The following is a 19,693-nucleotide window of genomic DNA, read 5'->3' on the forward strand; positions in this document are numbered from 1 at the left end:
TGTAAAACTGGATACTGTCGTCCCCAGACAACGGGTTTCAGGCCGGTAGGCCTCACGAACAAGGATGGAGTGGGAATGTCCCGATCGCAGATCGTTGCCGAGCACCTTCCGTTGTTGCGCCGTTACGCTCGCGCGCTGACCGGAAACCAGGCGTCGGGGGACGCCTATGTCGGGGCCATGCTCGAGGCCTTGTTGCAGGATGGCTCATTGCTGGACCAGACGCATGGCCCCCGCGCCGGCCTGTTTCGGCTGTTCACCCAGATCTGGAATTCGGTGTCGGTGAACAACAACGACAACGAAGACGTGGCGACGCTGTCGCTGCCGCCCGAGCGCCGGCTCTCCAACATCACGCCGCTGCCGCGGCAGGCCTTCCTGCTGCTGTCGCTGGAAGGCTTTTCGGAGGAGGAGGTCGGCTACATCCTCGGCACCGATATCGCCGAGACGCGCAAGCTGACCGATGCCGCCGGCCGTGAGATGGCCGCCGAGATCGCCACCGACGTCCTGATCATCGAGGACGAGACCTTCATCGCCATGGACCTCGAGAGCCTGGTGAAGAATCTCGGCCACAACGTGATCGGCGTCGCGCGCACGCATTCCGATGCGGTGGCGCTCGCCAAGAACAAGAAGCCCGGCCTGATCCTCGCCGACATCCAGCTCGCCGACGGCTCGTCGGGCCTCGATGCCGTGAACGAGCTGCTGCGGACCTTCGAGGTGCCGGTGGTGTTCATCACCGCCTATCCGGAGCGCTTCCTGACCGGCGAGCGGCCGGAGCCGGCGTTCCTGATCTCGAAGCCGTTCCAGCCGGCGATGGTGTCGGCGGTGGCGAGCCAGGCGCTGTTCTTCCAGCGCAACTCGCGCAACCGCACGCCGCGCGCGGCGTCGGCATGAACTGAGTTTACGCAAGAGGGCAAATGCGACCGGCGTACCGAAAGGTACGCCGGTTTTTTGTTTGGGTCGTTCAACCCGACGGGTGCGTCTACCTGTTGCGGAACAGAGATCATCGACACGAGTTTGCTCCTTATTGTTTGGGCCTGGCGGGCTGATTGTGTCGATATTGCAAACCCCGATAGCTGCTGGTGATGAACTCACCGAGCGTCTCTTCATCGGCCGCAGCGAGCTTGCGGCACTCATCAAGAATTTGGATTGGGCGAGTACTTCGTTAGGTCCGCCCGAGAGCTGGCCGGAGAGCCTGAAGACTGCCGTGCGCATCATGCTCACCTCGCAGCAGCCGATCTGGATCGGGTGGGGTGACGATCTGACGTTCCTCTACAACGATCCCTACAAGTCGATCATCGGCGGTAAGCATCCCTGGGCACTGGGACAGCCGACGCGCGTGGTCTGGCGCGAGATCTGGGATGACATTGCTCCGCTTCTAAACAAGCCCATGGGAGGGAGTGAAGGCACTTATGTCGAGGCCCAGCTGCTGATCATGGAGCGCAATGGGTTTCCGGAAGAGACCTACTACACGTTCTCCTACAGCCCGATTCCCGATGCCGACGGCGTGCCCGCCGGAATCTTCTGCGCCAATACCGACGATACGCAGCGCGTCATCAGCGAGCGCCAGCTCTCGCTCCTGCGCGAGCTTGCCAGCCGCGCGGCCGAGGCGCGGAGCGTCGAGGAGACCTGCGAACGCAGCGCCGCCGCGCTTGCGACCGATCCCCGGGATCTGCCCTTTGCGATGATCTATTTGATCGACCCGCAGGAGCAGGTGGCGCGCCTGGCGGCGACCAGCGGCATCGATCGGCATCATAGCGGGGTGAAGCCGCAGCTCTCGCTTGACGGCAGCGAGCCGTGGCCGGTCGCCGAGGCGCAGACGGGCCGTGACGGCGTGCTGGTGCGGAACCTGAAAGGTCTGTTCGGTCTCGATTTTCCATCCGGCGGCTGGCGGCAGGCGCCGGAGCAGGCTGTCGTCCTGCCGGTGCTTGCCGCCGGTGATGCGGTCGCCGGCCTCCTGATTGCCGGCCTCAATCCATTCCGCCTCTATGACGAACGCTACACGAGCTTCCTCGGGCTGGTATCGGCGCAGATCGCCGCCGCAATCAACAATGCCCAGGCCTACGAGGAGGAACGCCGCCGCGCCGAGGCACTGGCCGAGATCGATCGCGCCAAGACGACCTTCTTCTCCAATGTCAGCCACGAATTCCGCACGCCGCTGACCTTGATGCTGAGTCCGCTCGAAGAACTGATGAGCAAGGCGGACAAGCATCTACCGCAAGAGCAGCGTTCGCTGCTTGACATCGCACACCGCAACGGTCAGCGCCTGCTGAAGCTGGTCAACACGCTGCTGGATTTCGCGCGTATCGAGGCGGGCCGGATTACCGCCACATACGAGCCGGTCGACCTTGTTGCGCTGACGTCCGACCTCGCCTCGAGTTTTCGTTCGACTGCCGAGAAGGCCGGTTTGGGTCTCGTGATCGAGACCGAGCCGCTGCCTGAGCCCGTCTATGTCGACCGCGACATGTGGGAAAAGATCGTCCTCAACCTGCTCTCGAACGCATTCAAGTTCACATTCGATGGAGAGATCGCGGTCTCCATCAAGGCCTCGCCCGACGGTACTGCGGCCGAGATCGTCGTGGGTGACACGGGGACCGGCATTCCTGCGTCGGCGCTGCCGCACATATTCGATCGGTTTCAGCGCGTCGAGGGGGCGCGCGGCCGCTCCTTCGAAGGAAGCGGTATCGGCCTTGCGCTGGTACGCGAACTGGTGAAGCAGCATGGTGGGCAGATCCGCGTCGACAGCGAGATCGATCGCGGGACCACCTTCACCATCGCGCTTCCGTTCGGAAGCGGACATCTTCCGGCCGAGCAGATCAGTGCGGGCAACGCGGTCGCTTCGAGCAGTGTTCGTGCACAGGCCTATCTCGATGAGGCAATGGGATGGCTGGACGGCGGTGATCCCGACGATCGACCCGATCCCTCGTCATCGGAGGATCTCGGTTTTGCAGCGTCAGCGATTGCCGGACGGCGGCAACGCATCCTGCTCGCTGACGACAATTCGGACATGCGCGAATACGTGCGCCGCCTGCTCGCTCCGCTCTACGACGTCGAGGCGGTCGAAGATGGGCAGGCTGCGCTGGAGGCGGCTTGGCGGCAGCGGCCCGATCTCGTCCTGAGCGACATTATGATGCCGCGCCTGGATGGCATCAGCCTCCTTAACGCGCTGCGCTCCGATCGGGACCTGAAAGGCCTGCCGGTCATCTTCCTTTCGGCACGCGCCGGTGAGGAGGCGAAGGTCGAGGGCCTGCAGATCGGCGCCGACGATTATCTCGTCAAGCCGTTTAGCGCGAGGGAGCTGCTTGCGCGCGTCGCCGCGAATCTCGAACTATCTGCCTCGCGGTCGGAGCGTGCGACACGGCTTGAAGAGGAGGCGCATGTCCTCGAGCTCTTGAACAAGGTCGGCAGTGCGGTTGCAGGCGAACTCAATCTCGATCGCGCTGTCCAGATCGTCACCGATGCGGCGACCGAGTTGACCGGCGCATCCTTCGGTTCGTTCTTCTACAACGTAATCAACGACAAGGGCGAGAGCTACATGCTCTACACCCTATCGGGCGCGCCGCGCGAGGCGTTCTCGCGATTCCCGATGCCGCGCAACACCGCGGTGTTCGCACCGACCTTCAATGGCGATGCGATCGTGCGGTCTGACGACATCCTGAAAGATCCCCGCTACGGCAAGAACGATCCGCACTACGGGATGCCGAAAGGGCATCTGCCGGTGCGCAGCTATCTGGCGGCACCGGTTGTGTCGCGCTCCGGCCAGGTGCTGGGTGGCCTGTTCTTCGGCCACCCCGAGCCGGGCGTCTTCGGCGAGCGAGCAGAGCGACTGATCGCCGGTATCGCCGCGCAGGCGGCGACCGCGATCGACACCGCGCGGCTGTTTCAAGCCGCCGAGCGTGAGGTCGCCGAGCGGCGCCGCGCCGAGGCCGCGTTGCAGGCCCTCAACATGACTCTGGAGCAAAGGGTTGTGGAGGAAGTCCAGGAACGGACCAAGGCCGAGGAGCAGCTGCGACAGATCCAGAAGATGGAGGCCGTCGGCCAGTTGACGGGCGGCATCGCTCACGACTTCAATAACATGCTGGCGGTGATCATCGCCGGCCTCAATCTGATCCAGCGCAAGCTTGCGAAGGGCGAAAACGACGTCGAGCGTTTCGTCGCGGCCGCCGTTGATGGCGCACAGCGCGCCGCGGGCCTCACCCAACGCCTGCTTGCCTTCTCGCGTCAGCAACCGCTTGCGCCGGTTACGCTTGACGTCAACAAGATGATATCGGGCATGGCCGAGTTGCTGGCGCGGACGCTTGGCGAGACCATCGGGCTTGAAACCGTGCTGGCCGCGGGCCTGTGGCGCGTGCGCGCCGATTCCGGCCAGCTCGAAAACGCCGTCCTCAACCTATGCGTCAACGCCCGCGATGCTATGCCGGGTGGCGGCAAGCTCACGCTCGAAACCGCCAACTGCTATGTCGACGAGGTCGCGGCGAGGGCATATTCGATTCCATCCGGTCAATACGTCATGATCGCTGTGGCGGACAACGGCAGCGGCATGGCCGAAGGGGTCATTGCCAAGGCGTTCGATCCCTTCTTCACCACCAAAGGGGTCGGCAAAGGTACTGGCCTCGGCCTCAGCCAAGTCTATGGCTTCGTGCGCCAGTCCGGCGGCCATGTGAAGATCTATTCGGAGATTGGGGTCGGTACGACCGTCAAGATCTATCTGCCGCGGTACCGTGGCGAAGCAGATCCGGACCCTATCAGGCGTGCGGCGATCGCCTCATACCGCGGGCAGACGAGCGAGGTCATCCTGGTGGTCGAGGATGAGGATCGCGTGCGTGGCGTTTCGGTCGAGGCGCTCCGGGAGCTCGGCTACACCGTGGTCAGTGCTGCCAATCCCCACGACGCCCTGCAACTCCTCGATGGCGGCCTATCGGTGGCGTTGCTGTTCACGGATGTGGTCATGCCCAGCATGTCGGGCCACGATCTTGCCGTACGAGCGCGCGAGCGCATTCCGGGCCTCAGGGTACTCTACACCACCGGCTACACCCGCAACGCCATCGTTCACAATGGCATCCTCGATCCCGGCACCAATCTGCTGCCGAAGCCGTTTTCGATCGACGAATTGGCGACCAAGGTCCGCGAGGTCTTGGACGGATTCTAGCGGGTGATCCGGTGCTCGCTCGAATCTACGTCCTTGTCGCGCGGACCGGCATCGCGCTCGGCCTCGAGCTTTCGCGGCCGTGCAGCCTGCAATCTCGATTTGCTTCACCCGGCGGATGCCGCCGACAAGCTCTGAGATCGGCGCGATGGCGCTGAAGCTCGGCGGCATGGCCCTGGCGGTGCGGCGCCTGTGCGATGGCCGCAGGAACGGAGGTTCGCGAGACGCGTTCTCCCGAAAAGGGAGCTTGGCCATGCGCAAAGCGATCGCGCGGCTCGATGCGGAGCAGAAGGCGCAGCTGCTCTATCTCGCGGATCTTGGCACAGCGATGTTCACGTCGGCGCTCGTGGTCTGTCTCCTGAAGGCCGTCGTGGACCTCTTTGTCTCCGGCTGAATAGGCTTGCCAGGTCAATGCGCCATCAATCCTCTTGCGGCGCAGCGTCTTGTTGCGGCGTCGTGCCTTGCGCGTCGACTGGGGTGTGCCCGTCGGGCCCCCGATCGAACACCCCGTATTCGCTGGATTTTACTCCAGCGGCCCCATCGGTCCCGCCGCCAGCCATGCCGAGCTTCAGCAGCTCGCGAACCGCCGCGGCCCGCGTCGGCATGCGGTGCTTGAATCGGAAATCGTCGAGGGCAGCCAGTTCCTCTGGCGATAGCATGACTTGCAATCGCTCGGCCCGCAGTTCGTTCATCGTTAATTACCCAGACTTAGCGAGTTGAGTAACTCGCTAAACCAGCAAACTCTCCGCGAGTTCCAATACTTGAGACAAAAACGCCGAATGAGTAAAATAATAAAGCAAAATCAATTAGTTATCAAAAAATAAAGGAACGTCAGGCCACCTCTTTCGTTACATCGCGGGAGAGATGCCATGACTAACCACGTCAAGCTGCCCCGCAAGCTATCCGAGGAGCCGAGCGCTCCGGAACCGCGGCGCCCGAGCCACGCGCGCGTCATCGATGAACTGGACCGCTGGGCCAATAGTCCCGGTCTGCAACCACCTGAGGTGGACGATGGAGAGAACGATTCGAAGGCGGAAACGGTCTGAGCCCCACACCTTCGAGCAGCGGCTTGAGGAGCATCGGGTGCGGCTTGAGACCCAACTCGCGCAGCTGCCGCGTGGCGTCGAGCGCGAGCAGATCATGGCACGCATCGAACAGCTGAAGACAGCGGTCGAGCTCAACGCGATGCTGTCGACGACCGCATGAGCCAACACCGGAGCGGTGGCGCGCCACCTTGCTCCCGCCGCTCCGCCCACCTTCCGTCGCCCTGACGCGCCTTCTCCACCTTCTCGCCCGACTGCGGTCGTGCTGATGCAGCGGGGTGAGCTATGGCCGGCCGGCGCCTACATCGCGCCTTCGTCACGCTCTCGATCCTCGCGCTGTTCGGCGGCCTGCGGCTGGCCCGGCGTTCGCGACCTAATGTTCAACCGTCGTCCTCAGGAGCGGCCTTTTGGCCGCGTCTCAAAGGACCCACGGCCGGCCGCTGGCCGTCAACCCTTGCCGCCGCCGGCTCCTTTGCATGGGGTTGTTTTGCGGTATTTTGGATTCGCCCCCTGCGACGCTCCGGCTGGAGCATTTCGAGCGAAGCCGATACCGGTTCGCGTGAAGCAAACGGGTCACGGAGCCCGCTCCTATTCCATCGGAGCGGGAAAGGCTCTAGTCTGTGGGACGGCGGCCGGTGCGCGGGTTGAGCGGTGCGGTCGGCGGCCGCCGCAGCGCTTCGGGAAGGAATGCTTCCTCGCTCCGGGGCGAGGCGTCGGCACGCACATCGGCGGCCCATTGCGCGCGTTCGTGCGGCGTCTGGTTGTCATCGAATGTCCGCTTCACGTCCACCCCGCCGACCCGGTCGTTGACGCCGTTCCGACTGGCGGGATGGTCGACGCCGCTGTGGATGTCACTGGAGTTCCCCATCGTAGTCTCCGCATCTGGTTGCTGCGGATCAACGTGGGCTGCGCGAGCGCCGTTCCAAAAAGTGAAGGGCCACAGGTATCGTTTGCCGCCGGAATCCTTGGCGCGCGCGGGACCAGTCGGTAGGATGGAACCCGGATGGTGGCTAGAGACCAGGGAAAGACCGGGGAATGAAGCATGTCGACGTCGCAGTGATTGCTGCCACGCTGTGGCTGCTGGCGTCGATGGTGCTGGACATCCTGACGCCGAAGTCGATCACCGCGCTGATGATCGCTGCCGCGCTTGCCCCGCCGTTCCTGATCGGGATCGGCATCCATTTCGCACGCGAATATTTCAAGGCGAAGCGGCGCAGCTACCGGCCGCCGCAGTTGGACGAACGCTTCAAGAACTAGACGCGCTTTCACGCGAAGTGGCACCGGTTCGCGTCAAGAAAACGCGTAAACCTCAAGCCGGCGGGGCAGGGCTGCGACAAGGGTTGTACGAGCTGCATTGATCTGGTCCCGTTGCTTGCTAAGCTTGCGGCATGACCGAGCATCTCCCTGACACGATCAGCCGCCTCTACACCGACCCCGGCGAGTATATCGACAGCGACCATCCCGCCGTCGAGGCGTTCGCCCGCGCCGCCGTTCCACCCGGCGCCAGCGCGCGCGAGATTGCGAGCCGGCTCTACACCGCGGTCCGCGACGGCATCCGCTATAACCCCTATGTCAGCATGCGCTCGCCGGAGAGTTATCGCGCCTCCAGCGTGCTCGCCGCCGGCAACGGCTATTGCGTCGGCAAGGCGGCGCTCTATGCGGCGGCCTGCCGCGTGCACGGCATCCCGGCCCGGGTCGGCTTCGCCGACGTCCGCAATCACCTCACCACCGAGAAGCTGCGCCAGAGCATGGGCTCGGACCTGTTCACCTGGCACGGCTTCACCGAAGTGTTCGTCGACGGCGCCTGGCGCAAGGCGACCCCGACCTTCAACGACACGCTGTGTGCCAAGCTCGGTGTTGCGCCGCTCGATTTCGACGGCCATGCGGATGCGCTGCTGCATCCCTTCGACGGCGAAGGCCGCGCCTACATGCAGTATGTCAACGACCACGGCACCTATCACGACGTCCCCGCCAAATTCCTGATGCGCGAGATGGCGCGCGAATATGCCAACATGCAGGGCGAGGACATGGCCGGCCGCGACATGGAGCGGGAAGCGGCGGAGCAGTAGCGCACGCCGCGGCGCACCGGCTTGAGGGGGCGGTGTCATGGATGCGGAGCGGCCGAAGGCGCAGGTCAGCCGCCCGGCGACGGGCTGGGAGGACACGGTCGCGCTGACCGGCTTCATCCTGGTCGCCGTCGGCCAGGCGTCGAACCAAGTGCTGGCGCGCGGCCTTGCCGGCTCGGTGCCGCCGTTCTCGCTGGCCTTCTTCCGCTGGAGCATCATCGCCATCGGCCTGGCGCCGTTTGCGATCGCGGCGATCCGCGACGGCAAGATCCCGCTGGCGCCGAATTTCTGGCCGATCCTCGCCGCCGGCTTCCTCGGCATGTTCCTGTGCGGCGGCCCGGTCTACATCGCCGGCATCACGACGACTGCGATCCACATCGCGCTGATCTTCGCGCTGTCGCCGATCATGGTGCTGCTGATCTCGGCGGCGCTCGGCATCGAGCATATCGGTCCGCTGCAATGGCTCGGCACGGCGCTGGCGCTCGCCGGCGCGCTGCTGATCGTCTCCGGCGGCCATCTGGAAACGCTGACGCAGTCGAGCGCGGCCTGGGGCGATCTCCTGGTGGTGGGCGCGATGCTCGGCTGGTCCGGCTACACGCTGGTGCAATCGCGCGTCGCGCCGCGCGCCTCGCTGCTGGCGCGGGTCAGCCTGTTCTCGGCGGCCGGCGCGCTGTGCTCGCTGCCGCCGGCGCTGCAGGAGATGTGGGCGACACCGGCGGCGGTGTTCAACGCCCGGGCATTCGAGGCCTATGTCTTCGCCGGCCTGGTGCCGGGTCTCGCCGCCTATGCCGGCTTCGCCTGGCTCGGGGCACGGTTCGGTTCGGTGCGGACGTCGCTGGTGCTCTATGTCGCGCCGATCGCGAGCGCCTTGCTGTCCTGGCTGATCCTCGGCGAGCCGCCGAAGCTGATCCATCTGATCGGCGGTCTTTTGATCCTCGGCGGCGTCTGGGCCAGCCTGCGCAAATAGGCCGGGCAAGCTTGCCCGCTGCCGGAAGCCTCGCTCCCGATGCAACCTCTTGTCAGCTCGTGCGTTGAATTCATCGGCGATTCAATACTTTATCGGAGTGTCGTATGAATTTGACTCCCCAGCAGCGCAAGGACCGTGATGCGCAGCGTCAGCAAGACGCGTCGCAGGCGATGAAGGAGCATCGCGCCAACGAGAAGGCGTTCTACGACAATTTCCAACGCCTCAAGGCCGAGCGGCAGGCGCGCGAAGCAGCCGAGTCCCGCAAGCCCGCCGCGAAATAAGCGCCGGGAGCCATGGCCATCGTCCGGATTGCCTGGACCTGACAAACCGAGAAGGAGCGGATGCGAGCGGGCGAGCACGGCGGGCAGGCTCACCCCGATGACGAGATGAGATCTCCAGGCTTATGGAGGACGTCTGATGTATTTTGCCGATAAGAAAACCGTCACTTGCAAATGCGGCGAGCCCTTGAGCGAACTGATGCTCGTTGACGACCAGACGACCGGAATCAAGTTTCACGTCGGTCGCTGTCCGTCATGTCGCGAGGTGACAGTTGTGCGATCCCAGGACGCCCCGACAAGCGACGATGCCTGACGCAGGCGCTCCTCTCGAGCGGGCTGCTGCTTCGCGTGATTTCCCGTGCGCCAGCTACGCGACAGCCCGGCTGACGCATCGCCCGCGGCAGCCCGCGCAAAGCACTGCTGAAAAAGAGCAGGGCGCGACCGGCATCACCACGGTCGCGCCCTACGTCGCCGGTCAATGGGGCAGGGGGAATAACCGGCTGTTGCAATGACTCGCAGGCCCCCGGACTCGTTCCGTGCCGGTAAAAATATTTCGTACACGGTTAAGTGATGGCCGCACGCGAGAACCCCACAGGTTTCGTTCGCGTTGTGTCCAGGATCGCCAACGGGAATTTCCATGGGGCGAGGGACACCACCATGTCAAAGAAGCAAAAGGGAATTTTCGCTGCGTTGGCGGTTGGCTTGACGCTTGGCGCGGTCCAGCTGGCATCCGGCCACGATCTCATTGGCGGCCAGCAGGTTACGACCGCATTGGCGCCCGAGCTTGCCGTCAACCGTGCCGCCAAGGCCGATCGTGCCGTGGTTCCGGCGGTCGCCTTGCCGAGCCGGACCGTCGCTCTGAAACTCGATCGGCTGCCCGACACGTCGGTCCTAGTCCGCGTCCCCGTGGCGCGGGAAGAGGCCCGCAATCATCCCGCAGCGCCCGCCCGGGCTCGACCCGGCGATACTCGCAAGGTGGCCTGTGAGCCCGTGGTCAGCGTCCTGACCGAAGTGGCCAAGCTGCTGCAGCCCGGCCGCTGCGTGACCTGAGCAGGGCATTCTCCTGACGTCATTCCGGGGCGCGCCACTTGGCGCGAGCCCGTGATCCATTTCACCATGAGACGTGTGGCCTAGTGGGTTCCGGGGCTCGCGGTTCGCGAGCCCCGGGAATGACGGTGGAGGGCTTTACTCCTCCTCCGGCTCGCTGCTGCTGGCAGCGCCGCGGCTGGCCATCAGGCCGAGCGCGAGGCCGGCGACCGCGAGGATCGGAACCAGCCGCTTCACGCCGACGGCGCGTGCGATCTGCAAGCCGGTGGCGATCAAGGCTGGATCGGCGAACATGGTCGCCGCGGCCGATTTCGTCGCCTTGGCGGCTTTCTCCGCGCGGCGCTGCATCTCGCGCTTGCGCGACATGTACACGGCGACGGCGATCAACGTGACGACCAGGAATAGCGCTGCGCCGGACAGGCACGCTTCCATCGGTCCGTAGTGCTGCAACACGTAGACGAAGCCGGCCGCGCACAGGAAGGCGAGGGTGATGAACAGCGCGATCGCAGCCGCCGCGGCAAGCGACGTCAGCCGCAGCGCGCTGCCGGTGGACTCCTTGACGTCATCGATCAGCCGCTGAAACATCGACCAGCCTCGCCTTCAACCTTGCGCTCTAGCTAGATCATGATGCGTTTCCACGGAATCGCATCATGATCTCATCGCTTTGTTTTGAGCATGATCTCCGCGCAAACGCCTTTGGCGTCTGTCGCGAGGGAAAACCGGTTTCCACTTTTCCGGATCATGCTCTAGCGCCGCCAGGTGAGGCCGATCAAGAAGCCGAGGCCGACCGCGAGGCCGACGGTCGCCAGCGGCCGCTGCGTGATCACATCTTCCAGCGTCTCCTCGATCGAGGACGCCGCGTCCTGCGCCGCGCCCATCATCGCGCTGCCGCGCTCCGACACGTCGTCGAGCGCATCTTCCGCATTGGCGCGCGCTTCCTTGTAGCGGCGGCGGGCCTGCTTGCCGGCGTTGTTGGCAAACGAGTTGAGCGCGTCGGTGATCTGCTCGGTCAGGGCTGCTATGTCGTTCTTCACGGCGGTGACATCCTTTTCCAGGCGTTCATAGGTCGCTTTTTCGGTCATGTTCTTGATCCCAAATACGCTGTCCGTGCTCGACATCGGAGCTCCCGTATCATTCGCGTGTTGCGGGAAAAACGCCTCGCATCTCACAAAGTTCCAGGCGCGAAACCGTGGTTACCCTTCAGGCAGCTGCGGCGAATTGACCGGCATCAAATGCTCTTTGACGATCAACGCGACGATCAAGAGCGGCGACGACAGGAAGGCGCCCATCGGCCCCCACAGCCAGGTCCAGAATGCAAGCGCGAGGAAGACCGCGAGCGCGTTCAGCGAGAGCCTGCGGCCGACGATCGTCGGCGTCACGAAATGTCCTTCCATGAAGGTCACGACGGTAAAACAGGCTGGGGCGATCAGTCCCGCGCCGATCGTCGGCGAGGAGATAATGCCGACCACCACCAGCACGAGGAACATCGCGACCGGGCCGATGATCGGAATGAAGTTCAGCGTCGCCGCGAGTGCGCCGAGCCCCGCCGGATTGGGCATGCCGGTCACCGCGCAGATCGCGCCGGTGACGATGCCGACCCCGATATTGATCATGGTCACCGTCAGCAGGTAATTGCCGAGATGGACCTCGACCTCGTTGAGGATCCGCAGCGCGCGCAGCCGTGCCTCGCGTTCGCTGAAAGTCATCACCAGTGCGCGGCGCAGATCCTTCCAGCCCGCGATGAACAGGATCAGGGTGGCGATGAACAGCAGGAATTCGGCGAACGTCGGCGACAGGAATTCCAGCGTCGGCTGCACCCATTCGAATTTAGGCAGCTGGAAGCTGGCGAGCGTATCGGAGCCGCCGACCATGCTCTGCAATTCCTGCCACAGCGCAAGCGGCCGGTCGAACACGTGCAGCTTCTGCCTCAGGATTGCGCCGAGCTCGGGCAGCCGCGAACTCCATTCCATCACGGGAGAGGCGATCAGTCCGACCATGAAGGCGACCGCGGTGCCGACCGCGATCACAAGCAGCACCGCACCGAGCGCGCGCGGAATCCGGTAACGCTCGAGCAGGCTCGCCGCCGGCGACAGCATGGTGCCGACGATGAAAGCCATGGTGATCGGGAGGAAGAAGGCGCGCGCCAGATAGAGCACGCCGACAATGACAATGACCAGCAGTGCGACCAGCGCAAAGGCGACGACCTCGGCGCGGCTAACGACCGGTGGCAACTCGGCTTTGCTGTCGGGGAGGGGCGTGCCTTCGGGCGCATGGCCAAGCAGACTTTCACCCGGAAAGGCGCGCACCCGATTCCCTCCCGCACGAGGACGAATGAATTTCCTATCAAATTGCCCGTGACAACGACGTTGTCCCGGCGAAGGTTCCATCGCGGGTTCGTGAGACGTGGTGGGTTGACAATCGCGACTTCGCGACGATTCGCGGCGGAACTCTCTGGCGGCCATGCGCGTTGGCCTGGCATCGCATCACCACGATGCGGATCCCGTCCAGGGGCAGCACATGACACATCCGTCTCTCTCCAGCCGCCGGCTTGCGTCGCGCGTTGCGCGCACCCATGCTCGCACTCTTGCTTTCGCCGGCGTCCTGTTCGTGACGCCGTTCGTTGTCACCACCACGGCGAATGCCCAAGTCAGCTCGTCTGCGCTCGGCTATGCCTCGACGCAGCCGGGCGCTTTCCCGTCCGACGAGGCGATGACCAATCCCTCGACTGAAGCCACCGAGGACGGCGCACTGCCGGAGCGGCTGCGCCGCACCATCGTGGCGCTCAACACGTCGGAGGCGCCCGGCACCGTCATCATCGATACCGGCAACACCGCGCTCTATTACGTGCTCGGCGGCGGCCGGGCGATCCGCTACGGCGTCGGCGTCGGCCGCGAGGGCTTCACCTGGGCCGGCACCCAGACGATCAGCCGCAAGGCCGAGTGGCCGGACTGGCATCCGCCGGCCGAGATGATCAAGCGCCAGCCCTATCTGCCGCGCTTCATGGCCGGCGGCCCGGGCAACCCGCTCGGCGCGCGCGCGATGTATCTCGGTTCGAGCGAGTATCGCATCCACGGCACCAACGATCCCACGACGATCGGCAAGTTCGTCTCGTCGGGCTGTATCCGCCTGACCAATGAGGACGTTTCCGACCTGTTCAGCCGGGTCGATGTCGGCACCAAGGTCGTGGTGCTGCCGAAGAACGCGCCGCACCTCGCGGCGCGCGAGCTCGGCCCGGCCACGACGCAGATCTCGGTCCGCGCGGCGCCGGGGCAGCCGCGGCCCGCTGTCATGACGCTGCCGTCCGGCCGTCAGGCGATGAACATTCCGATCGCCTCCTCGTTGTACTGACGATCGGCGTCGTACAGAGGGTCGGTGATGGCAAAGCGAGATGCGAGGCGGTGGGCGTTCGGGACGGCGGCATTGCTCGGCCTGTCCCTTGCGCCCGCGGCGCAGGCCCAGGATTTCTTCTCGCACCTGTTCGGCGGCCTGATGCAAGGCCGCCCGCCGATGATCCGCATGCCGTTCGACGACGGCCCTGCACCGATGGTGCCGCGGGCCGAGCGTCGCGCGCGCTATGACGGCGGCCAAGCCTATTGCGTGCGGACCTGCGACGGCCGCTATTTCCCGCTGGCCGCGACCGGCAGCCAGAGCAAAGCGGAAAGCTGCAACAGCTTCTGCCCGGCCAACGCCACCGAAGTGGTTTACGGCGGCAATATCGACAATGCCACGACCGAAGACGGCAAGCCGTATTCCGAGCTGCCGAACGCATACCGCTATCGCGACGCGATCGTCGCGGGCTGCACCTGCAACGGCAAGGATCCAGTCGGACTCGCCGCCGTGAAGATCGAGGACGACCCAACCTTGCGCAAGGGCGACATCGTCGCCGGCAAGGATGGCTTGATGTCGGTCAGCCGTCCGGACCGGCGTGGCGCATCTCTCAACTTCACGCCGGCGCCGGAGCGTATCCGCGCCAAATATGGCCAGCCAGCAGTGGTGGCGCGCGAATAGCGCCGCTTGCACGAAGCGGGGTCACTTTCGGTTCCTGGCGCGGAACCGACCTTCCTCCTGAACGTTAGCAACACGCGAACAGCACATTCACCGATGCCATCAGGGGGCCCCGCATGCTCGTCGGCGTACTCGTCACTTTCCTTGTTATTATTCTCGTTCTTTATCTCATCAACATGCTGCCGCTCGACGGTCGCGCCAAGCAGATCGCGCGCGTCGTCGTCATCATCATCGGCATCGTCTCGCTGTTGAAATACCTCGCGGTGTTCTAGCTTCGTCATCGCGAGGAGCGAAGCGACGAAGCGATCCATCTATCCGTTATGCTGAAGCATGGATTGCTTCGCTTCGCTCGCAATGACGTGGAGATGGCGGTGCATCGCCAACAAAAAAGCCCCGGCTCGTCGCCGGGGCTTTTGCTTGTCGTCGCGATCAACCCGCGGCCTTGGCCTCGCGGCGGCGCGCGGTGAGGATGTATTCGGTGTAGCCGTTCGGCTGGGTGCGGCCTTCGAAGATCAGGTCGCAGGCCGCCTTGAAGGCGACGCCATCGAATGACGGCGCCATCGGCTTGTAGAGGGCATCGCCGGCGTTCTGCTTGTCGACCACGACGGCCATGCGCTTCAGCGATTCCATCACCTGATCTTTGGTGATGACGCCCTGATGCAGCCAGTTGGCCAGATGCTGGCTCGAGATGCGCAGCGTGGCGCGGTCTTCCATCAGGCCGACATCGTGGATGTCGGGCACCTTGGAGCAGCCGACGCCCTGGTCGATCCAGCGCACGACATAGCCGAGGATGCCCTGGCAGTTGTTGTCGATCTCCTGCTTGACGTCGTCGGGCGCCCAGTTCGACTGCGACACCGGAATGGTGAGGATGTCGGAGAGTTTTGCGCGCGGCCCGCCCTTGGCGAGCTCCTGCTGCCGCGCGATCACGTTGACCTGGTGATAGTGCAGCGCGTGCAGCGTGGCCGCGGTCGGCGACGGCACCCAGGCGGTGGTGGCGCCGGCCTGCGGATGGCCGATCTTCTGTGCCAGCATGTCGGCCATCTTGTCGGGCGCAGCCCACATGCCCTTGCCGATCTGGGCGTGGCCGGGCAGGCCATCGATCAGGCCGTTGTCGACGTTCCAGTCCTCATACGCCTTGATCCACGGCTGCGCCTTCATGTCGTTCTTGCGGATCATCGGACCCGCTTCCATCGAGGTGTGGATCTCGTCGCCGGTGCGGTCGAGGAAGCCGGTGTTGATGAACATGATGCGCTTGGAAGCGCGCTGGATGCAGGCCTTGAGGTTGACCGTGGTGCGGCGCTCCTCGTCCATGATGCCGACCTTCAGCGTGTTTTCCGGCAGAGAGAGCATCTTCTCGACCTCTGCGAACAGGTCGCAGGTCAGCGTCACCTCGTCGGGGCCGTGCATCTTCGGCTTGACGATATAGGCCGAGCCGGTGCGGCTGTTCTTGACCTTGGAATTGCCCTTGAGGTCGTGGATCGCGAGCAGGCCGGCCACGGCGGCGTCCAGGATGCCTTCCGGAATCTCCTCGCCCTTGGCGTCGAGCACGGCGTCGGTGAACATGTGGTGGCCGACATTGCGCATCAACAGCAGGCTGCGGCCGTGCAGCTTCAGCTCGCTGCCGTCGGGCTTCTTGTAAACGCGGTCGGCATTGAGCGAACGCGTCAGCGTCTTGCCGCCCTTGTCGAAATCGGCCGACAGCGTGCCGTTCATCAGGCCGAGCGTGTTGCGATAGACCAGCACCTTGTCTTCGGCGTCGACCGCGGCGACCGAGTCTTCCATGTCGAGGATGGTGGAGACCGCCGATTCCAGGATCATGTCGGCAACGCCGGCCGGGTCGTCCTTGCCGATGACGTTGTTGCGGTCGATCTTGACCTCGACATGCATGCCATTGTTGACGAGCAGGATCGCGGTCGGCTGGGCGGCATCGCCCAGATAGCCGGCGAACTGGGCGCCGTCCTTCAGTGCGGTCGAGTTGCCGCTCTTCAGCTTGACCGAGAGCTGGCCTGCGATCACGGCGTAGGAGGTCACGTCGGTGTGGCTTCCGGTCGCAAGCGGCACGGCCGCGTCGAGGAACGACTTGGCCTTCGCGATCACCTTGTCGCCGCGCGCCTTGTTGTAACCCTTGCCGCTGTCGCTCGGATCATGCGGGATCGCGTCGGTGCCGTAGAAGGCGTCGTACAGCGAACCCCAGCGCGCGTTGGCGGCGTTCAGCGCGTAGCGGGCGTTGGTCAGCGGCACCACCAGCTGCGGGCCGCAGATCTTGCCGATTTCCTCGTCGACATTGGCAGTCTCGATCTTGTGGGTCGCGGGCTCCGGCAGCAGATAGCCGATCTCCTTGAGGAACGCGGTGTAGGCGTTGATGTCGAACGCCTTGCCCTTGTTGGCGCGATGCCACTCGTCGATCTTGGCCTGCAGCGTGTCGCGGACCGCGAGCAGCTCGCGGTTCTTCGGGCCGAGCTTCTGGAGGATGGCGGCCAGTCCTGCCCAGAACGCGTCGGGCGCGATCCCGGTTTTCGGCGTCGCCTCCTTGGCGATGAAATCGAAGAGGACAGGGGCGATCTTCAATCCATGGGCATCGACACGAGTCATGATGGGCTTTCTCAAAGAAATGGGGCGTTTAGGCGCTGTTTTCGAAAGAAATCAGCAAAAAACGCGCCAAAGGGCCGCGTTCACGGCCCTTTTAGCCTTAAAGCCACGGCTCTGAGAAGGCCCCTGCCAGTACCTTCAGGCGCGGAGGTCAGAGCAGCCTGGTCCGCACCTTGGCGGCGATCAGCAACACGGCGAGCAACAGGGGAATTGCGCCCGCCATGAACACCGCTGGCGCGCCCATCAGGTCAAGGACCAGCCCGCCGCCCGCCGCACCGGTGGTGATGCCGAGGAATATCGAGGCCACGGTCATTCCGGTCCCGCTTTCGGTCTCGTCGGGCACCATCCGGGTGATCCAGGTCGTCGTCGCGACCGGCACGCCGCTGAAGGCGAAGCCCCAGAGCGCGACCAGCACCAGAGCCGGCACCACGTCCTTGCCGTAGGCTGCGAGCAACAGACCGACCAGGCTGATGGCGAGCGGCATCGCGATCAGCGTGAGCTTGAGTTTGCGCTCAGCCAGCAGGCCGCTCACGAAGGAGCCGAGGTAGTTGGCGACGCCGAAGGCGAGCAACGTCGCGGCGACGCCGGCGGCGCTGAGCCCGGTCACGTTTTCGAGGAAGGGACGGATGTAGCCGAAATAAGCGAAATGTCCGGTGAAGACCAAGGTGGCCGCCAGGATGCCGGCGCCGATCCCCGGCCGCGACAGAATCTCGATCAAGGTGCCGAGCCCGGCTTCTCCCCTTGGCGCCAGACGCGGCAGGACCACTGCCTGCACGACGAACACCAGTCCGGCAAATGCCGTCGCCAGCAGGAACACGGCACGCCAGCTCATCACCTCGCCGAGATAGCTGCCAAGCGGCACGGCGATGATCATCGCGGCGGGAACGCCGCTCATCACGATCGACAAGGCGCGTGGCACCAGCGGGGTTGGCACCAGTCGGATCGTCGTCGCGGCCGCCATCGCCCAAAAGCCGCCGAGGGCAAGACCGAGCACGATCCGCGCCGTGAGCAGGAAGGTGATGTTCGGCGCCAGTGCCACCAGCAAATTGGAGACGGCCAGAAGAACAGCGAAACTGAGCAGCACCGGCTTTCGATTGAAGTTGCGTGTCAGTGTCGGCGTGAACAACGCGCCGACCAGGCCGGCGAGCGAGGTCGTCGTCACCGCCTGACCAGCCAGCCCTGGGCTCACGCCGAGATCCCTGGCCATCGGCGTCAGCAATCCGGACGGCAGGAACTCCGCCGTCAGAAGCGCGGTGACGCCCAGCATCATGGCGGCGACCGCGCCCCAGGCGGGCGCTTCCGAGGGGAGCGTCTCAAGCGCGACGTCGCGCGGCACCGGCGCAACCACATCGGTGTGCGCCAGAGCCGGGTCCAGTTCTTGATCCATCGACCAAAACTTCCATTTTATGCTGCGTTGCCGCAGACATAGTCTGGAGGTTTTGGACAATCTATGCCATAAACGCTCCAATGTTTGATCGATCGTCCAAATCACGTGTCGCCGATACGACTAGGGCCGCCATCGATCTGGTCAGCGAATTGCTGCTCGGCATGCGGCTTGAGGGCGTTTACTACCGCCGGATCCAGACCAGGGCGCCTTTCGGTCTGCGCTTTGAAACGCCATACGGACGCGCACAATTCCATTTCGTCGCGCATGGCACGGCGCTGCTGCGTTACGCCGATGCGACGCTGCTGCCCCTTGGATGCGGTGACGCGATTTTCCTGCCGCGCGGCGGCGCGCATGATCTCGTCTCGGCCGCGGACGAGCCGAGTTGCGACGTCGAGCGTTTCAGGACCGAGACGCTCTGCGGCAACGTCGATGTGACATCAGTCTGCCCTGAAGGATGTCCTCAAGACGAGTCGGTCCTGATCTTCAGCGCCTGCATGAATTTCGACCTTGGCGGCATGCGCCCGCTCATCGCGCTGATGCCGGAGGTGATGCGGGCCGACACGTTGCTTGTGCGCCAGCCGGAAATCGAGCCGATGCTGAAGGCGATGGAGCGGGAAACCTGCACGCCGCGGGCCGGCTCCGTCGGTGTCACCGCGCGGCTGGCCGATGTGCTCGCCGCGTCGATCGTGCGAGGCTGGGTCGAATGCGGCGGCGACAACGCCGTCGGCTGGTTCGAGGCGCTGCGTGATCCGCGTCTCGGCCGCGCCCTTGGCGCGCTGCACCGGGCGCCCGGCCGCAACTGGACGGTGGCCGAACTGGCGGCGGAGGCAGGCTGCTCACGCTCGCTGTTCGCCGAGCGCTTCCAATCGATGACCGGGCAATCGCCGCTGCGCTACCTTGCCGAACTGCGCATGCGCCTTGCGACGCAGTGGATCGAGCATGAGCGGCAGCCGATCGATCTGATCGCACAACGGCTCGGCTATGCGTCGCAGGCAGCCTTCAGCCGCGCGTTCAAGCGTGTCACCGGGCGATCGCCGGGGATGCTGCGGCACGCGGTTGGAAGCCAACGCGCGGCGGAATAGGCATCAACCGGATCGGTTTTTTGACACCGCCGTCATGCCCCGCTTCAAGCGGGGCATCCAGTACCCTGCGGCTCATCGGCTCAGGAATT

21 protein-coding genes are annotated in these 19,693 nt (G+C 64.6%); 14 read left to right on the plus strand and 7 right to left on the minus strand.

Translation table 11 applies throughout. The features are described 5' to 3' along the window. Window positions 1-75: 75 nt before the first annotated feature. From ACVW17_RS12040 to ACVW17_RS12050, 3 genes are all read left to right on the plus strand, one after another. Window positions 76-888 (plus strand): response regulator, encoded by an 813-nt coding sequence (locus tag ACVW17_RS12040; RefSeq protein WP_212012335.1) that lies wholly within the window; start codon window positions 76-78, stop codon window positions 886-888. A 151-nt stretch (window positions 889-1,039) separates the two neighbouring features. After that, window positions 1,040-5,143, plus strand: a complete 4,104-nt coding sequence (locus ACVW17_RS12045; protein WP_456798942.1) for an ATP-binding protein — start codon at window positions 1,040-1,042, stop codon at window positions 5,141-5,143. 145 nt (window positions 5,144-5,288) lie between these two features. Continuing rightward, entirely contained in the window at window positions 5,289-5,534 is a 246-nt protein-coding gene (locus ACVW17_RS12050) for a hypothetical protein (protein WP_456752086.1), read from the plus strand. A 25-nt stretch (window positions 5,535-5,559) separates the two neighbouring features. On the opposite strand, the gene ACVW17_RS12055 is transcribed toward ACVW17_RS12050, so the two are convergent. Beyond that, a complete protein-coding gene (locus ACVW17_RS12055) occupies window positions 5,560-5,832 on the minus strand; it encodes a hypothetical protein (protein ID WP_456752087.1) in 273 nt (90 codons plus the stop codon). 177 nt (window positions 5,833-6,009) lie between these two features. Between ACVW17_RS12055 and ACVW17_RS12060 the strand changes: the two genes are divergently transcribed. Both ACVW17_RS12060 and ACVW17_RS12065 read left to right on the plus strand, forming a co-directional pair. Continuing rightward, the gene (locus tag ACVW17_RS12060) at window positions 6,010-6,186 is read left to right on the plus strand and encodes a hypothetical protein (RefSeq protein ID WP_456752088.1); all 177 of its coding nucleotides are present in this window, start codon (window positions 6,010-6,012) and stop codon (window positions 6,184-6,186) included. A 37-nt stretch (window positions 6,187-6,223) separates the two neighbouring features. Continuing rightward, entirely contained in the window at window positions 6,224-6,346 is a 123-nt protein-coding gene (locus ACVW17_RS12065; protein ID WP_456752089.1) for a hypothetical protein, read from the plus strand. Between the two features lie 450 nt (window positions 6,347-6,796). Here the strand turns inward: ACVW17_RS12065 and ACVW17_RS12070 are convergent, their stop codons facing one another. Beyond that, on the minus strand, window positions 6,797-7,051 hold the full coding sequence (locus ACVW17_RS12070) for a hypothetical protein (protein ID WP_456797152.1): 255 nt from the start codon (window positions 7,049-7,051) through the stop codon (window positions 6,797-6,799). Window positions 7,052-7,218: 167 nt separating this feature from the next. On the opposite strand from ACVW17_RS12070, the gene ACVW17_RS12075 reads away from it, so the two are divergent. From ACVW17_RS12075 to ACVW17_RS12095, 5 genes are all read left to right on the plus strand, one after another. Further along, window positions 7,219-7,440 carry a hypothetical protein gene (locus ACVW17_RS12075; protein WP_456752091.1) on the plus strand — a complete coding sequence of 74 codons (222 nt, stop codon included), beginning with the start codon at window positions 7,219-7,221 and terminating at the stop codon, window positions 7,438-7,440. Between the two features lie 131 nt (window positions 7,441-7,571). Then, window positions 7,572-8,252, plus strand: coding sequence for a transglutaminase-like domain-containing protein (locus ACVW17_RS12080; protein ID WP_456752092.1), 681 nt, complete (start codon window positions 7,572-7,574; stop codon window positions 8,250-8,252). 37 nt (window positions 8,253-8,289) lie between these two features. Further along, window positions 8,290-9,216 (plus strand): DMT family transporter, encoded by a 927-nt coding sequence (locus tag ACVW17_RS12085; RefSeq protein WP_456752093.1) that lies wholly within the window; start codon window positions 8,290-8,292, stop codon window positions 9,214-9,216. A gap of 104 nt (window positions 9,217-9,320) precedes the next feature. After that, window positions 9,321-9,497, plus strand: coding sequence for a hypothetical protein (locus ACVW17_RS12090; protein ID WP_456752094.1), 177 nt, complete (start codon window positions 9,321-9,323; stop codon window positions 9,495-9,497). A gap of 654 nt (window positions 9,498-10,151) precedes the next feature. After that, entirely contained in the window at window positions 10,152-10,544 is a 393-nt protein-coding gene (locus ACVW17_RS12095; RefSeq protein WP_456752095.1) for a hypothetical protein, read from the plus strand. Between the two features lie 135 nt (window positions 10,545-10,679). Here the strand turns inward: ACVW17_RS12095 and ACVW17_RS12100 are convergent, their stop codons facing one another. The 3 genes from ACVW17_RS12100 to ACVW17_RS12110 all read right to left on the minus strand — a co-directional run bounded on the left by ACVW17_RS12100 (window position 10,680) and on the right by ACVW17_RS12110 (window position 12,847). Further along, the gene (locus ACVW17_RS12100) at window positions 10,680-11,126 is read right to left on the minus strand and encodes a hypothetical protein (RefSeq protein WP_456752096.1); all 447 of its coding nucleotides are present in this window, start codon (window positions 11,124-11,126) and stop codon (window positions 10,680-10,682) included. A 161-nt stretch (window positions 11,127-11,287) separates the two neighbouring features. Next, the gene (locus ACVW17_RS12105; RefSeq protein WP_456752097.1) at window positions 11,288-11,659 is read right to left on the minus strand and encodes a DUF883 family protein; all 372 of its coding nucleotides are present in this window, start codon (window positions 11,657-11,659) and stop codon (window positions 11,288-11,290) included. 75 nt (window positions 11,660-11,734) lie between these two features. Next, the gene (locus ACVW17_RS12110) at window positions 11,735-12,847 is read right to left on the minus strand and encodes an AI-2E family transporter (RefSeq protein ID WP_456752098.1); all 1,113 of its coding nucleotides are present in this window, start codon (window positions 12,845-12,847) and stop codon (window positions 11,735-11,737) included. 211 nt (window positions 12,848-13,058) lie between these two features. Between ACVW17_RS12110 and ACVW17_RS12115 the strand changes: the two genes are divergently transcribed. The 3 genes from ACVW17_RS12115 (at window position 13,059) to ACVW17_RS12125 (ending at window position 14,818) form a co-directional block, all read left to right on the plus strand. Beyond that, entirely contained in the window at window positions 13,059-13,889 is an 831-nt protein-coding gene (locus ACVW17_RS12115; RefSeq protein ID WP_456797153.1) for a L,D-transpeptidase, read from the plus strand. A gap of 27 nt (window positions 13,890-13,916) precedes the next feature. Continuing rightward, complete coding sequence (locus ACVW17_RS12120) at window positions 13,917-14,549, plus strand: DUF2865 domain-containing protein (protein ID WP_456797154.1); 633 nt, start codon at window positions 13,917-13,919, stop codon at window positions 14,547-14,549. Between the two features lie 113 nt (window positions 14,550-14,662). Next, window positions 14,663-14,818: a Thivi_2564 family membrane protein gene (locus ACVW17_RS12125; RefSeq protein WP_021076357.1), complete on the plus strand. Its 156-nt coding sequence runs from the start codon at window positions 14,663-14,665 to the stop codon at window positions 14,816-14,818. A 157-nt stretch (window positions 14,819-14,975) separates the two neighbouring features. Here ACVW17_RS12125 and ACVW17_RS12130 read toward each other — a convergent pair whose 3' ends face one another. Together ACVW17_RS12130 and ACVW17_RS12135 are read right to left on the minus strand one after the other, a co-directional pair. Continuing rightward, entirely contained in the window at window positions 14,976-17,138 is a 2,163-nt protein-coding gene (locus ACVW17_RS12130) for a malate synthase G (protein ID WP_456797155.1), read from the minus strand. A gap of 148 nt (window positions 17,139-17,286) precedes the next feature. Further along, window positions 17,287-18,522 carry an MFS transporter gene (locus ACVW17_RS12135; protein ID WP_456797156.1) on the minus strand — a complete coding sequence of 412 codons (1,236 nt, stop codon included), beginning with the start codon at window positions 18,520-18,522 and terminating at the stop codon, window positions 17,287-17,289. 80 nt (window positions 18,523-18,602) lie between these two features. On the opposite strand from ACVW17_RS12135, the gene ACVW17_RS12140 reads away from it, so the two are divergent. Further along, window positions 18,603-19,604, plus strand: a complete 1,002-nt coding sequence (locus tag ACVW17_RS12140; RefSeq protein ID WP_456797157.1) for an AraC family transcriptional regulator — start codon at window positions 18,603-18,605, stop codon at window positions 19,602-19,604. Window positions 19,605-19,693 lie beyond the last annotated feature (89 nt).

This window comes from Bradyrhizobium sp. USDA 4473 (genome assembly GCF_054063335.1).

Excerpts from the sequence above, each read along its gene's own strand:
- ACVW17_RS12125 (WP_021076357.1), top strand. The coding sequence starts at position 14,663 with ATGCTCGTCGGCGTACTCGTCACTTTCCTTGTTATTATTCTCGTTCTT.
- ACVW17_RS12085 (WP_456752093.1), top strand. The coding sequence starts at position 8,290 with ATGGATGCGGAGCGGCCGAAGGCGCAGGTCAGCCGCCCGGCGACGGGC.
- ACVW17_RS12100 (WP_456752096.1), bottom strand. The coding sequence starts at position 11,126 with ATGTTTCAGCGGCTGATCGATGACGTCAAGGAGTCCACCGGCAGCGCG.
- ACVW17_RS12140 (WP_456797157.1), top strand. The coding sequence starts at position 18,603 with ATGTTTGATCGATCGTCCAAATCACGTGTCGCCGATACGACTAGGGCC.
- ACVW17_RS12070 (WP_456797152.1), bottom strand. The coding sequence starts at position 7,051 with ATGGGGAACTCCAGTGACATCCACAGCGGCGTCGACCATCCCGCCAGT.
- ACVW17_RS12075 (WP_456752091.1), top strand. The coding sequence starts at position 7,219 with ATGAAGCATGTCGACGTCGCAGTGATTGCTGCCACGCTGTGGCTGCTG.
- ACVW17_RS12040 (WP_212012335.1), top strand. The coding sequence starts at position 76 with ATGTCCCGATCGCAGATCGTTGCCGAGCACCTTCCGTTGTTGCGCCGT.
- ACVW17_RS12115 (WP_456797153.1), top strand. The coding sequence starts at position 13,059 with ATGACACATCCGTCTCTCTCCAGCCGCCGGCTTGCGTCGCGCGTTGCG.
- ACVW17_RS12095 (WP_456752095.1), top strand. The coding sequence starts at position 10,152 with ATGTCAAAGAAGCAAAAGGGAATTTTCGCTGCGTTGGCGGTTGGCTTG.
- ACVW17_RS12105 (WP_456752097.1), bottom strand. The coding sequence starts at position 11,659 with ATGTCGAGCACGGACAGCGTATTTGGGATCAAGAACATGACCGAAAAA.
- ACVW17_RS12060 (WP_456752088.1), top strand. The coding sequence starts at position 6,010 with ATGACTAACCACGTCAAGCTGCCCCGCAAGCTATCCGAGGAGCCGAGC.
- ACVW17_RS12080 (WP_456752092.1), top strand. The coding sequence starts at position 7,572 with ATGACCGAGCATCTCCCTGACACGATCAGCCGCCTCTACACCGACCCC.
- ACVW17_RS12135 (WP_456797156.1), bottom strand. The coding sequence starts at position 18,522 with ATGGATCAAGAACTGGACCCGGCTCTGGCGCACACCGATGTGGTTGCG.
- ACVW17_RS12055 (WP_456752087.1), bottom strand. The coding sequence starts at position 5,832 with ATGAACGAACTGCGGGCCGAGCGATTGCAAGTCATGCTATCGCCAGAG.
- ACVW17_RS12130 (WP_456797155.1), bottom strand. The coding sequence starts at position 17,138 with ATGACTCGTGTCGATGCCCATGGATTGAAGATCGCCCCTGTCCTCTTC.
- ACVW17_RS12050 (WP_456752086.1), top strand. The coding sequence starts at position 5,289 with ATGGCGCTGAAGCTCGGCGGCATGGCCCTGGCGGTGCGGCGCCTGTGC.
- ACVW17_RS12090 (WP_456752094.1), top strand. The coding sequence starts at position 9,321 with ATGAATTTGACTCCCCAGCAGCGCAAGGACCGTGATGCGCAGCGTCAG.
- ACVW17_RS12120 (WP_456797154.1), top strand. The coding sequence starts at position 13,917 with ATGGCAAAGCGAGATGCGAGGCGGTGGGCGTTCGGGACGGCGGCATTG.